We start from the raw sequence: 14116 nt of genomic DNA, 5'->3' as shown, positions 1-14116 counted from the left end.
GGCCCTATTCGCCGAGCTGGCTCCGCAATCCGCGGGCGGCACCCATCATCAGGCCCGTATCGACACCGGCGGCCACGAATTTATAGCCCCAGTCGCGGTAGCGCAGCGCATCCTCGGCCTTGGTCGCCAGGATCCCGGAGGCCTTGCCCGTCGCGGCAATCCTTCCGGCCGCGGACCGGATGGCGTCCTGGACCGGCTCCGCCCCGGGCTGGCCGAGATACCCCATCGACGCGGAGAGGTCCGACGGTCCGATGAAGACACCGTCGACGCCCTTAACCGCGGCAATCTCCTCCAGCCGCTCCAGCGCCTGCCCGGTCTCGATCTGGACCAGAACGCAGATCTCCTCGTTGGCCGACTGCAGATAGCCCGCCGCCATCCCGTACCGGCTGGCGCGGGTGGATCCGGCCACGCCGCGGATGCCCTCCGGCGGATAGCGGGTGGCGGCGACCGCAGCCTCGGCTTCCTCGGGCGTCTGGATGAACGGGACCAGCACCGTCTGCACGCCGATGTCCAGAAGCCGCTTGATCAGGACCTTGTCGTTCCACGCCGGGCGCGCGACCGCCTGGGCCGTGCCAACGGCAGCGGCCTGGAGGATCGGCTGCAGGGCGGCCACTTCGACGGGGCTGTGCTCGGTGTCGAACAGCATCCAGTCGAAGCCGGTCAACGACAGCGCCTCGGCGGCGACGGGGCTGGCGAGCGAGCTCCACAGGCCCCACTGCGTCTCGCCGGCCAGAAGCCGCGCCTTGAAGGCGTTCTTCGGAGCGCCGGTCATGTGAACTGCACCGCAACCGAGCCCAGCGGTCCAAAGTCGGCGTGAAGCGTGTCGCCCTTGGTTGCCCAGACCGGACGCGTGAAGGAACCGGAGAGCATCAGGTGACCCGGCTCCAGCACGGTTCCGAACGGACCCAGCTTGTTGGCGAGCCAGGCGATGGCCATCGCCGGATGGCCCAGCACACCGGCGGCAAGTCCCGTCTCCTCGATCTCGGAGTTGCGGTAGAAGATCGCGCCGACCCAGCGCAGGTCCACCTCGTCCGGGCGCACCGGACGCCCGCCGAGCACGATACCGGCCGCGGCACCATTGTCGGCGACCGTATCGAAGATCTTGCGCGGTTCCGTGACGCGCGCGTCGATGATCTCGATCGAGGGTACGACCCATTCCGTGGCGCGCAGGACGTCGACGAGCCCCACACCCGGCCCCTTGAGCGGCTCCTTGAGGATGAAGGTCAACTCCGGCTCGACCCGCGGGACGCAGAAATTCTCGAACGGCACCTTGGCACCGTCCTGCAGCACCAGGTCGTCGAAGAGATAACCATAGTCCGGCTCATCGATCTTCGACGACGCCTGCATCGCCTTGGAGGTCAGACCGATCTTGTGCCCGACCACCTTGCGTCCCTCGGCGACCTTAGCCTCCGCGACCATGGACGAGATCGCATAGCTGTCCTCGATCTCGATATCCGGGAACATTTCGGAGGGCCGGCGGCCCTGCACCTTTGTCCGGTGACTTTCGAGAAGGGATGCGACGGCTTCGCGGCGCTGGTCGTCTGTGAGCATGGAACCCCCGGTTTGAAAACGGTCGGAACGATCAAAAAAAGCTGTCACGGCTCGAATGGGCCGTGTCTGGCGGACAGGTCACCGCCAATACTCCTGCCCTTGTGGAGAGCAAAGCGCGCGGCGGCTTCGTCCTGCGGGATTGGCGGCGGATCGGCCGACCCGACGGCCCAAAGCGTTCGGCTCCGCCGGTCGCCCGTCGACGAAATATCAGCCCGGCATCGCATTTGCCACCATGAACCGTCAGCGTTGAATGCGCCCGAAGCGTGGTTGGCACATCCCCTCTCCCACAACGTTCGGCCGCATTGCCGACGCCACGAGCACCAAGAATTCCATTGAAGACGCAAGTCTTCACGCTCCCAAGCATCGGGTGCGCCGCCGTTTGTTCCCGCGACCGCAAAGATCGAACACCGATTTCGCCTGCTTCAGGGTTGCCACCTTGGAATCGATATGGTCAGATTGACCAATAAAGAAAATAAAGTTCAAATATGAACATTCCGGAGATGAGGGGATAAACTTGGAGGTCTACGCTTCCGGAAGCATATCCGTCACTCAGTCGGACCTGCCGCCCGTCGCGCTGTTCCGGCCCGCGTCCGTCGACGACGCCATCGCCGATCTCGCAGAAGCGCCCGCACCGGCCGCGATCTTTGCCGGCGGCACCGATTTCTTTGCCTGGCTGCGCGAAGGCGCCACACCGGCGTCGCTGATCTGGATCGACCGGATCGAAGAGATGAAAGCGGTCGAGCAGACCGCGGACGCCCTCGTCCTTGGCGCGCGGCTGACCCACGACGAAGCCTGGCAGCATCCGGCTCTCGATGCCGTTCCGGGACTTGCCGCATCCTGGCGCAAGATCGCCACGGTGCGGATCCGCCGACAGGCGACGCTTGGCGGCAACCTGATGGCGCGACGGACGCGCTACGAGCTCTCCATCCTTCTGACGGCCCTCGGCGCCAGCGCGCGTTTCGCCGGCCCCGCCGGCGTGACGGAGCTTCCGGTTGACAAGATCTGGGACGCCGACCTGAGCGCCCACCCGCTGCTCGTCTCCGTTTCGATTCCACTCGCCGGCGCTCCGGCCATCGACTACGAGCGCTCCCTGCGGCCGACGGTCACCCAGGCGCTCTGCCGGCGCGGTTCAGGGGTCGATGCGACCCATCGCGTCGTCGTCGCGACGGAGTTTCTGCGCCCCTGGTGGACGGACGCCGCAGCAGCCGATGCACCCGAGACGGTCTTCGCGAAGCTTCCGGACGACTTTCACGATCCGGCGGTGGGCCGGTCCTATGTCGCGAAAGCCGGCGCCGCCTTCCTGCGCCGGCAGATCGCGCGTCTTGGAGATCCGGCATGACGGCAGTATCCCTCGACGGTCGCCTCGACGTGCACTTCACGCTGAACGGCAATCCCGTCTCGGTGGCCACCACAACCAATCGGGTTCTGGCCGACCTCCTTCGGGACGATCTCTATCTCAAGGGCACCAAGATCGCCTGCGGCCGCACCGTCTGCGGCGCCTGCAACGTTCTCGTCGACGGCACGCCGCGGGCAAGCTGCTCGACCTTCGCCTTCGAGGTGGACGGCTGTGCCGTGACCACAATCGAGGGACTGGAGAGCAGCGAAGGCCTCGATCCGGTCCAGGCCGCCTTCGCCCGAAAGAGCGCCTTCCAGTGCGGCTTCTGCACCTCCGGCATGATCGTGCTGGCCAAGGGGCTGCTCGCCGAGAACCCCGACCCGGACCGCGCGACGATCAAGGACTGGATCTCGTCCAACGTCTGCCGCTGCACCGGCTATCAGCTGATCATCGAGGCGATCGAGGAGGCCGCCGCCGCCATGCGGACCGCCGGAGGCGCCCGATGACGGAGATGCTTCGCGTCATCGGCGCCGACGTCGAACGTGCCGACGCCCGAGACAAAGTTACCGGACGGGCCCGCTACACTGTCGACGAAGCCATGCCGGGGATGCTGCACGCAAAGGTGCTGCGCTCGCCCCGCGCCCACGCCCGGATCGTCGCGATCGACGCATCGGAGGCCCGTGAGATGCCGGGCGTCCACGCCGTCCTGACCGGGCCCGACCTGGATGACGGCACGATGATGCCCGTCTACGGCTACTTCATCAAAGACCAGCCGATCGTCGCCACCGACAAGGTCCGCTACGAGGGCGACATGATTGCCGCCGTGGCGGCCGTCGACGAGGCCTCCGCAAACGCCGCCCTCCGCAAGATTCGCGTCGAGTACGAGGATCTTCCCTCCGTGCCGACCATCGAAGCCGCGCTGGCCGACGACGCAGCCGAGTTGTTCGAGACCGAGCCGATGGGCATCGTGCCGCCCTATGGCGCCGGCTCGGCCGGCCGGCTCAGGCCGCGGCGCAACGTCTGCTACGAATACTGCTACCGGACCGGCGACCCGGCCGCCTTCGAGGAGGCCGATCACGTCTTCGAGGACACCTTCCGCTTCTCCCGCATGCACCACATGCATCTGGAGCCGTTCGTTTGCGTGGCGCACTGGAAGGACGGCGGCGAGATCGAGGTCGTCACCAGCAGCCAGAACCCGTTCCCGCTGCGCAAGGAGCTCTGCCGGATCTTCAAGGTGCCGGAGAACCGGATCACCGTGCGCGTGCCCTATGTCGGCGGCGGCTTCGGCGCCAAGAACAACTGCAAGACGGAGCCGATCGCGGTTCTCCTGTCGCGGATGACCGGCCGCCCGGTCCGCTTCTGCCTGACGATGGAGGAGAACTTTCTCACCAACACCCAGCACGCCGCCATCCTGAAGGTCCGCACCGGCGTGAAGGCGGACGGAACCCTGATCGCGCGCCAGTCTGAGGTGCTGCTGGATTCCGGCGCCTACTCCGATGCCAGCCCGCTGGTCTCCGAAAAGGCCGGCTACCGGATGCCGGGACCCTATCGCTACAAGCACATCGACAGCGTCTGCCAGTGCGTGATGACGAACACGGCGCCCGCCGGCCCCTATCGCGGGTTCGGCGGCACCCAGGCGACCTGGGCCAGCGACAGCCAGGTCGACATGATCGCGCGCCGGCTCGGCATCGACCCGCTGGAGATGCGGCTGAAGAACATGATCGATCTCGGCGAGCCGTTCGTGCCCGGCGAGAGCGGCTGTGACAGCGATCTGGCCGAGGGTCTCGATCTGGTTGCCCGCGAGGCCGGATATTTCGAACCGCGCAAGCCCAACCGCGGCGTGGGCCTTGGGCTCGGCTTCAAGGACGGCGGCGGCGTCAACAAGCCCGCACAGGCGCGGGTGAAGGTCTCGACCTTCGGCGACATCCACCTGTCGTGCGGCACGGTGGAGATCGGCCAGGGCGCGCGCACGGCGCTGGCCCAGGTCGTCGCCGAAATCCTGGCCGCACCTCTCGACCGCGTCGCCTACCTGCCCCTCGACACCCGCTACATTCCCTTCGATCAGGGAACCAATGCCTCCTCCGGCATCTCGGTGATGGGCCAGGCGGTGCAGCGCGCCGCCCAGTCCGTGCGCGATCAGGTGCTCCAGATGGCGGCCGAGGAGCTCGGCACCACGCCCGATGCGCTCCGTCTCGACAACTGGACGGTGATCCACGGCAACGAGGCGAAGCCGCTCGCGCCGATCATCATGGGCCGGTATGGCGGCACGGGCTTCGAATTCACCGGCGAAGGATTCCACAAGCAGCCGAACGACCACCACGCCCCGCTGGAGACCAAGAGCGTCTTCTGGGAAATCGGCTGGGCCGCCGTCGACCTGTCGGTCGACCGTGAGACCGGTCAAATCGCGATCCACAAGCTGGTGGTCAGCGGCGATGCGGGCCGGGCGATCCACAAGCTGGTCTGCCGCGGCCAGGACGAGGGCGCGGCTCTCATGGGGCTCGGCCAGGCCCTGTTCGAACGGATGATCTATGACGGCACCCGCCTGGTGAACGGCGAGGCGCTCACCTACCGCGTCCCCCTCGCCGAGGATCTGCCGGAAACCTTCATCGCCATTACCCAGGAGCAGGGCCACGGCCCCGGCCCGTTCGGTGCCAAGGGCATGGGCGAGGGCGCGATGCTGCCGATCGCCCCGGCAATCGCCAACGCGATCGAGGACGCCGTGGGCGTGCGCATCACCGAATTGCCGATCACACCGGAACGCGTGCTGGCCGCGCTTGAGGCGCAGGCGGACGGCACGACCTGATCCAAAACCCGATTGATCCATAAAAAGCCGGCGAACCGGCAGATCCAGAGCAGGAGACCACAGCCATGACGACCAAGCACGAATGGGATATCTCGCGCCGTCGCCTTCTTCAGGCAGCCGGTGCGGCCGCACTCTCCGCCCCCTTCATCGGCCGCCCGGTCTGGGCCCAGGGCAAGCCGGTCAAGATCGGCGTGATCCTCCCCACGTCCGGCGTTCTCGCCGCGCCCGGCCAGGCCTCGCTGCGGGGCGTCGAGCTCGGTGCCAAGCTTCTGTCCGAAAAGGCCGGGATGCCCGTCGAGTTCGTCTATGCCGATACGGAATCGGTGCCGGAGAACGGTCGCGTCGCGGCCGAACGCCTGATCCAGGACGGCTGCACGCTCCTGATCGGCGCATGGGACACCGGCGCGACCATCTCCGCCGCCCAGGCCGCGGAACAGGCGAAGGTGCCGATCCTGGTCAACATCGCCTCCGCGCCGCAGATCACCGAGCAGGGCTTCACCCAGCTCTTCCGCAACTTTCCGCCGGCGACCACCCTCGTCTACAACGCCGTGGCGCGCATCAAGGACCTGTTCGCCCATACCGGCGTCCAGCCCAAGACCGCCGTGCTGCTCCACGTCAACGACACCTTCGGCAAGGGCGTTACCGGCGGGATCAACGCGCTTTGGGACAAGCTCGACGTTCCGATCGAGATCGTCGACCAGATCTCCTATGACCTGCGCGCCCGTGATCTGTCGGTGGAGGTGGCCAAGGCCAAGGCGACCGGCGCCGACCTGCTCATGCCGGTGACCCGGGTCAACGACGCCATCCTGATCGTGCGCGAGATGGTGCGTCAGAACTACAACCCGATGGGCATCATCGGACCGGGGAGCCCGGGCCCGTACGAGAAGGCTTTCACCGACGCCACCGGCAAGTACGGCGACCAGTACATGGTTTCCGTGCCCTGGTACGATCCGACGCGTGACCTGACCAAGCAGACCATCGCCTCCTTCAACAAGGAATACCCGAACGAGCGCTTCGAGCTGAACGTCGGGTTCTCCTACGAAGCGGTCGAGATCGCCGTCGATGCCCTCAGCCGCGCCCAGTCGGGCGAACCGGCCGCGATCCACGACGCGCTGAAGACGACCGACCTCAAGGACCACGTGATGTATGGCGGGCCGATCGTCTTCAACGAGAAGGGCCAGAACCCGAACATCGGTGGCGTGATGCTTCAGAACCAGGACAGCGAGCCGCTCGTCATCGGCCCGCAGGAGATCGCGGTGGCCGAGCCGATCTTCCCGATGACGCCGTTCCAGGACCGGTAGGCGCGGTTCACTCAGCATGACCGGGGATCCGCCGTCGAACAGGCGGATCCCCGGGCCGACCGGACGCGGATCGGGCTTCGTCCGGTCCGTCCGCCGTCTGTCGCCGCCCCTTGGCGACAATCAACGGGATCGCGCATTCGATGGATCTTTATCTGCAGGTGCTCGCGGGAGGCGTCCTGAATGGCGTCGTCTACGCGCTCATCGCGATCGGCCTAACCATCATCTTCGGGGTGATGCGCCTGGTGAATTTCGCCCATGGCGAGATGGTCGTGATCGGCATGTATATCGGCTACTGGTGCTTCGAGCTGATCGGCATCTCGCCCCTTGCGGCAATGCCGGTCGCCGCGCTGGCGCTGTTTGCGCTCGGCTATGTGCTGCAGCTCACCGTCGTGAACGCCTTCATCAGCCGGCCCCACCACGTCCAGTTCATCCTGTTCATCTCGTTCGCGCTTGTGATCACCGGACTGCACATGATGCTGTTCGGACCGACCCCGCGCGGCATCTTCTCGATGGCCAGCTTCGAGACCTTCGACATCGGTCCGTTGCGGCTCGACATGACGCGGGTTCAGGCCGCCGCCGGCGCGATCGTCCTGATGGCGCTGCTGTTCGTCTTCCTCCGCTTCACCACCACCGGCCAGGCCATCCGCGCGGCCGCCGACAGCCGGATCGGCGCGGAGGTGATCGGCATCCGCATCAATCGCGTGTTCGCGATCACCGCCGGCATCGGGATGGCCTGCGCAGGAGCGGCCGGCGCCCTCGTCGCTCCGATGTTCGACACCCATCCGTTCCTTGCGCCGGAATTCACCCTCCTCGCCTTCATCGTCGTCATTATCGGCGGGCTCGGCAGCATCCCCGGCGCGATCGCCGGAGGCATCCTGATCGGTATCGTGGAGGCGCTCGCCGCCGTGATGATCAATCCCTCCATGAAGAGCATGTTCTCCTATGCTCTTCTCGTGCTGGTCCTCCTCGTACGCCCGGCTGGCCTGTTCGGCGCTGCGGGAGGCCGCCGATGACCCGCACCCTCCCCCTCGCGGCATCGGCCGCGGCGCTTCTTGTCTTCGGCTTCGCGCCGCTCGCCCTGTCGCCTTACTGGCTCTCCCTGCTCACGATCATCTTCTTCTATGTGTGCGTCGGCCAGGCCTGGAACCTGATGATGGGCTATACCGGCATCCTGTCGCTGGGAAACTCGCTGTTTCTGGGCCTGGGCGGCTATGTGACAGCAGTGCTCGCCTCGCGCTACGGCGTCGTGCCCTGGATCGGTCTGCCGCTCGGCGCACTGGTGGGTGCGGCGATGGGTGTCGTCATCGCCTGGCTCGGCTTCCGCTTCTCCGTCCGCGGCGTCTACTTCGCGCTTCTGACCATCGCCTTCGCCGAGTTCTTCCGCCTCCTGTTCGACAACTGGGACTATGTCGGCGGCGCCGGCGGCGTCTTTCTGCCATCGCTCGGTCCGGACGAGAGTATCCTGCTGCACCTGCGCGGGTCGGGCCTGCTGTTCTACTACGCCTTCCTGGTGCTGGCAGCCGCCGTCACGGCGATCTCCGCCCTGCTGGTCAACGGCCGGCACGGCTTCTTCTGGCGTGCCATCCGCGAGGACGAGGAGGCTGCCCGGGCGCTCGGCGTGCGGGCCCGCAGCATGAAGATCCTCGTGGTCGCGATCAGCGGAGCGATGACGGCGGTCGCCGGCGGCCTGTTCGGCCTCATGAACGGCAGCCTGTTTCCCGATTCCATGCTCGGCATGGGCATGTCGATTGAGATCATCATCGCCCCGATCATCGGCGGCCTCGGCACGCTCGTCGGCCCGATCGTCGGCGCCTTCTTCGTCGTTCCGGTGACGGAGATCGCCAACGACGTCGGTCAGCATGTCGGCATCTTCGGCCTCAATACATTCGTCTACGGCGTGATGGTCTTCCTGGTGATCGTGTTCCTGCCGGAGGGCATCTGGCCGCGGCTGCGCCGCCTCGCGACCCGCCGCCAGAGGCCGGACGAGACGGACGGAGGTTCCGATGCTTGAGGTTCAGGGACTGACCAAGCACTTCAAGGGCCTGACGGCCGTGTCCGGTGTGTCCTTCTCCGTCGCCGAAGGCGAGATCTCCGCGCTGATCGGCCCCAACGGCGCCGGCAAGACCACCACCTTCAACATGATCGCCGGGGCCCTCGTGCCCAGCGAAGGCCGGATAAGCTTCGACGGACGCGACATCACCGGCCTCGATCCGGAAGTGATCGCCGCCGCCGGCATCTCGCGCACGTTCCAGGTGGTCCGGCCCATGGTCGGAATGACCGTCCTGGAAAACGCCATGGTGGGCGCGCTCGCCAAGGGGCTCGACATGGCCGAGGCGAAAGCCGACGCCCTCGCCGCGCTGGACATGGTCGGGCTTGCCCGGAGAGCCGGAAACGAGGCGTCGTCGCTGACGCTTCCCGACCGCAAGATGCTGGAAATCGCCCGCTGCCTGGCCCGCAAGCCGCGGCTTCTTCTGCTCGACGAGGCGATGGCCGGACTGCGTCCCAGCGAGGCGGACGTCCTGATCTCCGTCCTGCGCGAACTCAACGCACAGGGGCTGACCATCCTGCTGATCGAACACGTCATGCGGGTGGTCATGTCGCTGGCCGGCCGCGTGGCCGTGCTTCACCACGGCGAGCTGATCGCCACCGGCAAGCCGCAGGAGATCGTCGAGAACCCGATCGTGATCGAGAGCTATCTCGGCCGGCGGAAGGTGGAGGCGGGCCAGTGACCGACGGACCGATCCTGACCATTGATGGTCTCGTCCTGCACTACGGCGAAGCCCGGGCCCTCGACGGCGTGAGCCTGTCGGTGGGGCGCGGGGAACTCGTCTCCGTCGTCGGAGCCAACGGCGCGGGAAAGACCTCGCTGATCCGGGCGATCGCGGGCATGCTGCGGCCGTCAGCCGGGTCCATCCGCTTCGACGGCATGGAAATCGCGGGACGTGACAGCAACGCAGTCTGCGAGCTCGGGATCGGCCAGGTCGCCGAAGGACGCTGCATTTTCCCTTCGCTGTCGGTGCAGGAGAACCTGGAACTGGGTGGAGCCCTGAAACGGTCGAAAGCCCGGCGCGCCCGGAACCTGGAAATCGCCTTCGAGACGTTTCCCCGGCTCGCGGAACGGCGGCGGCAGGCGGCGGGCACACTCTCCGGCGGCGAACAGCAGATGCTCGCCATCTCCCGCTGCCTGATGGCCGAACCGGTGCTCATCATGTTCGACGAACCGTCCCTGGGGCTCTCGCCGCTCCTGACAGAACAGATGTTCGAGGTGGTCGAGACCCTGAACGCGAACGGCACCACGGTGCTCCTCGTCGAGCAGAACGTGATGCAGTCTCTGGAGATCTCCAGCCGCGGCTACGTGCTGGAGAACGGACGGGTCGAACTGGAGGGCACTGGCGCCGACCTGTTGACGAACGACCGGGTCAGGGCGGCCTATCTCGGGCTCTGACCTCCTCAGAAGCGGAAGCTGGCCTCTGCCTGGAAGGTGTGGGCGGTGAGATTGTCGCGCAGTTCCGCCTGGTAGGAGGCGCCGAGGGCGAAGCGGTCGCCCTTCAGCGCCGTCAGGGTCACCTCGCCCAGGAACGCGTCCCGGCCCACATCCGCTCCGGCCACGTCGTAGGACGCGCCCAGGATGCCGAGGTCCGACGTCTGCGCCACGTCCCCATAGTCGTGCCGCCAGCCGGCGCTCAGCACCGGCTCCAGCACGAAGCCGTTGCCCAGCGCGAACCGACGCGAGAAGGCCACCGCAAGCGTCGTCTGGGTCTCGGAGAACGTCTCGCTCGGGACCGACAGCGCGAACACGCTGCCGCTCTCGGTCATCGCGTCCCGCCCGAACGCCCGGTAGCCCAGCGTCGCCGACGGCGTCACCGTCACCACCGGCGTCTCGAACGCCCGGAACGCGGTCGCTTCCGCGAACCCGCCGAACCCGTGGCCGTCCGCGCTTGCCGTCGCCCCGTAGCCGCCGAGCGCCGTCGTCCGGCTCGTCGACAGGTCCCCGTAGCTCAGGCCGCCGCGGGCCGCCAGCGCCACCACGCCCGCATCGAACGTCCCGTAGAGACCCGCCTGATACGTCGTCACGTCGCCCGCCCCGTGAGCATCCGACGACACGTCCGCATACTCGTAGGCCGCCGCGAAGCCGAGCGCGACCCGCGCGCTCACCCGGTGATCCACGCCGAACGCCACGTTCGTCGAGCGCGCATCGTAGCCCGACACACCGCCGGACGCGCCCACGTCCGTCAGCGTCGTCTCCGCCTCCACCCACGCCTGGCCCTCGCCATAGGCCGCCGACTGCGCCGTCAGCCAGTCCGCCATCAGCCCCAGCTGACGCGACCCGATCGTGTCCGCGAACCGGCCAACCGAGCGAACCGCCGTCGTCCCCATCTCCGCGTGAAGCTGACCCGTCAGGCTGGAGAAGCCCGCTGCCAGATCCGCCTCGCTCGCCGAATAGAGCGTGTTGAACAGCTCGTTGTCGGCACTCGCCGGCCGCACGCCCGCCGCCGGACGCGCCGCGTCCAGCGCCGACCCGAACGCCCGCTCGTTCCCCGTCTGACCGATCCCGAGGGCCGCAAGGTTCGCGTAGCTCGCAGGCGTCGCCGCCAGCGTCAGCACGCTCGGATAGTAGAGCACGTCGAACCGCGTTCCCGCCGGAAGGCCCGACGCCGGCTGCCGCACCCCGGAGAACGAGCCCGTCACGCTGCCCGACGGCACCTGCACGACCGCGAACTGCTGGCCCACCGCCGGCGTGAAGCTGTTGGTCGCCGATCCGGAGATCCCGCGCAGCACCGGCGCCAGCGTGCCCCCCGCCGTAAAGACCGAGCCCGACCCGTTGACGATGATCCGGTCGTAATTGCCCGCGCCGCTGCCCGTCCCGGTCCCGTCAACCTCGATCGTCGTCGTCGCCGTCTCCGTCAGCGTCAGGTCGCCCGTCACGCTCAGGGTGCCCGGCGAGGCGCCCGGCGCAAGCTCGCCGGCGACCGTCACGTCCGCCACAACGGAGCCCGTGCCCGACAGACGGCCGCCCTGGTTCACCGCAAGCCGCGGCGTGGTCAGCGTGCCGCCAACCGCCAGCGTGCCCCCGTCAACCGCCGAGGCCTGCCGGAACGCCGCCTTGCTCGCGACCGTCAGCGTGCCGGAGCCCTGCTTCTCCAGGCTGCCGTCGCTGGTGAAGTCCACCAGCCACCGCGTGTCGCCGCCCGACGCGCCGACCGTATACGTCCCCGTTCCGGTCATGCCGATCGGACCCACCGACAGCGCCCGGTCCAGGCGCACAAGCCCCCAGCCGAACACCGCGTCCACGCCAGGCGCGCCCAGATCCTCCGCCGTCGTGAACAGGATGTGCACGATCTCCGCCGGCGTGAACGTCGGATACGCCTCGATCAGAACCGCAATCGCACCCGCAACGTTCGGAGACGCCATCGACGTGCCTGAATCGAATTTGTAGCTGTCCTCAGGCACCGTCGAATAAATGCCCCGGTCCCCCGGAAGCCCGCTGTCGGGGAAGTAAGGCGCGACCTGGTCGCCGCCGGGAGCCGACACGCACCACTCCTTCGCCACACCGCACATCTGCGAGTAGCTCGCGAGGTTGTTGTAGGCGTCCAGCGCCACCACCACCACGATCCGGCCGCGCGCCTTGCCGTCGGCCGCTTCCGCCGCCGCGAGACCCGCCGGCGACGTGAAGCTCAGATCGATCCCGGTGCCGTGATCGTCATAGATCAGCGCACCGGCGGAGTTACGAGCATCCTGATTGGCCGGCTGAATGAAAGGATAGAGGCCCGCTCCGATCGGATTTTCCGACAGGATCGGAGAGTCGTCCCGTGCATTACCTGCCGCCATGACGATGATCTGTCCGGCATCCAGATTCTCGCGCATGGCCCGGGCCTCGGGCAGCAAGTCGTCTTCCTGCTGCTCCGCATCTCCGAGATCCCAGGTCACGGCGCCGTCATCCTCGTTGGGACCGAAGCTGCCGTTGATAACCTTCACGTCGGAAAACTGAGCCAGGTAATTGAACGCTTTCGCGGGCTCGTCGCCACTGCCCCCGATCGGATCGCAGTCGTCGTTTGCGGCCGCCCGACCGCATCGCTCGAGGTCGTATGTCGACACGATGTCGCCGTCGTCCGTCAACACGATCCCACCCTGGGTGATCGCCTTGACCGCCAGGATCGTCGCCTCGGGCGCGACGCCCTGCATGCCGAAGCCGTTCCGGCCGGCGCCGATGATGCCGGACACGTGGGTCCCGTGCCCCTCCTGATCCATCGAGTCCGTCAGCCCCTGATCGAAGGCGGCCAGGATCTCCGCGTCCGAAAACCGGTCACAGTTCCAAGTGTCGTTGGATTCGCAGACCAGGTCGTGGTCGAACCAGTGCAGGAAGCTCGTCGACCGGGGATCGATCCGGCCGGCGAATTCGGGATGCACCGACCCGTCCGGGCGCCTGTCGATGCCGGTGTCGATCACGCCGACCACCACCCCCTTGCCCGTCAGCCCCTGGGCAAGCGCAGCATCCACATGCATCGCGTCGAGGCTGTAGTTGCGCTGGTACTCGCTGAGCGAGGCAATCGGGATGTCCGCGTTGCCGCCCGGATAGGGCGTCGGATTGGCCGCAGGCGCGCTTGCCGAATTCATACCGGCAGCGCCGCCGGTATACGTCGCGGCGAGTTCCCGCCCGACCGTTGCGGCCCGGCGGATCCGTCCGGCCAGATCCGGCCTCAGATCGGTCGCCGTCGTGGCGATCAGATCCGCCCGGTCCGGTGTCAGCCGCGCATTCTCCGCGACGCTGGCGATCAGCGACCGGTCGCCGTAGCCGGCGGCCTGGACCAGCGCATCGCGCACGGCAGACGATGGCGATAGGGCGGCCGGCCCAGCATCCTCACCGACGGCCCCTCCCGCCGCACCCACGAGCACCGAGATGACGAGTGCCGTCTTGATCAGTCCTGTGCGCATTCCAACCCCGACGCGTTTTTTGAACGGACACGAACCCGACGCCGGGGCACGCATATAAACTATTGATAATTAACGGGAAGAGGCTCCAACCCGCCCTAACTCCACCAGTAACCTCCTCAAATTGCAGGGGCAACCATTTTCGCGGCAGGGGCACAACGGGAAGAGATCGAACAGCCGGTCTTGCAGCCGGTC

The 14116-nt window shown here is 67.3% G+C and carries 11 protein-coding genes; 8 read left to right on the top strand and 3 right to left on the bottom strand.

The genetic code is table 11. From position 1 onward, the window contains the following. Window positions 1–4: 4 nt before the first annotated feature. On the bottom strand, window positions 5–772 hold the full coding sequence (locus tag J2S73_RS04540) for an HpcH/HpaI aldolase family protein (RefSeq protein WP_306884241.1): 768 nt from the start codon (window positions 770–772) through the stop codon (window positions 5–7). Further along, window positions 769–1551, bottom strand: a complete 783-nt coding sequence (hpaH, locus tag J2S73_RS04535; RefSeq protein WP_306884240.1) for a 2-oxo-hept-4-ene-1,7-dioate hydratase — start codon at window positions 1549–1551, stop codon at window positions 769–771. Before hpaH ends, J2S73_RS04540 begins: the two co-directional genes overlap by 4 nt. 514 nt (window positions 1552–2065) lie before the next feature. On the opposite strand from hpaH, the gene J2S73_RS04530 reads away from it, so the two are divergent. The 8 genes from J2S73_RS04530 to J2S73_RS04495 all read left to right on the top strand — a co-directional run bounded on the left by J2S73_RS04530 (window position 2066) and on the right by J2S73_RS04495 (window position 10436). After that, window positions 2066–2890, top strand: coding sequence for an FAD binding domain-containing protein (locus J2S73_RS04530; RefSeq protein WP_306884239.1), 825 nt, complete (start codon window positions 2066–2068; stop codon window positions 2888–2890). Next, window positions 2887–3393 (top strand): (2Fe-2S)-binding protein, encoded by a 507-nt coding sequence (locus tag J2S73_RS04525; RefSeq protein WP_306884238.1) that lies wholly within the window; start codon window positions 2887–2889, stop codon window positions 3391–3393. The genes J2S73_RS04530 and J2S73_RS04525 overlap by 4 nt, the downstream gene beginning before the upstream one ends. After that, complete coding sequence (locus tag J2S73_RS04520; RefSeq protein ID WP_306884237.1) at window positions 3390–5690, top strand: xanthine dehydrogenase family protein molybdopterin-binding subunit; 2301 nt, start codon at window positions 3390–3392, stop codon at window positions 5688–5690. The genes J2S73_RS04525 and J2S73_RS04520 overlap by 4 nt, the downstream gene beginning before the upstream one ends. A gap of 65 nt (window positions 5691–5755) precedes the next feature. Next, entirely contained in the window at window positions 5756–6991 is a 1236-nt protein-coding gene (locus J2S73_RS04515) for an ABC transporter substrate-binding protein (protein WP_306884236.1), read from the top strand. A 140-nt stretch (window positions 6992–7131) separates the two neighbouring features. Then, window positions 7132–8004: a branched-chain amino acid ABC transporter permease gene (locus tag J2S73_RS04510; RefSeq protein ID WP_306884235.1), complete on the top strand. Its 873-nt coding sequence runs from the start codon at window positions 7132–7134 to the stop codon at window positions 8002–8004. Next, window positions 8001–9002 (top strand): branched-chain amino acid ABC transporter permease, encoded by a 1002-nt coding sequence (locus J2S73_RS04505; RefSeq protein WP_306884233.1) that lies wholly within the window; start codon window positions 8001–8003, stop codon window positions 9000–9002. The genes J2S73_RS04510 and J2S73_RS04505 overlap by 4 nt, the downstream gene beginning before the upstream one ends. Then, window positions 8995–9720, top strand: a complete 726-nt coding sequence (locus tag J2S73_RS04500) for an ABC transporter ATP-binding protein (RefSeq protein WP_306884232.1) — start codon at window positions 8995–8997, stop codon at window positions 9718–9720. The genes J2S73_RS04505 and J2S73_RS04500 overlap by 8 nt, the downstream gene beginning before the upstream one ends. Beyond that, entirely contained in the window at window positions 9717–10436 is a 720-nt protein-coding gene (locus tag J2S73_RS04495; protein WP_306884231.1) for an ABC transporter ATP-binding protein, read from the top strand. The genes J2S73_RS04500 and J2S73_RS04495 overlap by 4 nt, the downstream gene beginning before the upstream one ends. A 5-nt stretch (window positions 10437–10441) precedes the next feature. Here J2S73_RS04495 and J2S73_RS04490 read toward each other — a convergent pair whose 3' ends face one another. Further along, window positions 10442–13924 carry a S8 family serine peptidase gene (locus J2S73_RS04490; RefSeq protein WP_306884230.1) on the bottom strand — a complete coding sequence of 1161 codons (3483 nt, stop codon included), beginning with the start codon at window positions 13922–13924 and terminating at the stop codon, window positions 10442–10444. Window positions 13925–14116 lie beyond the last annotated feature (192 nt).

It is taken from the genome of Amorphus orientalis, assembly GCF_030814015.1.
GTDB classification, from domain to species: Bacteria; Pseudomonadota; Alphaproteobacteria; order Rhizobiales; family Amorphaceae; genus Amorphus; species Amorphus orientalis.
Note: the sequence above shows the minus strand (reverse complement) of the source record. Positions and strands in the feature narration are given on the sequence as shown.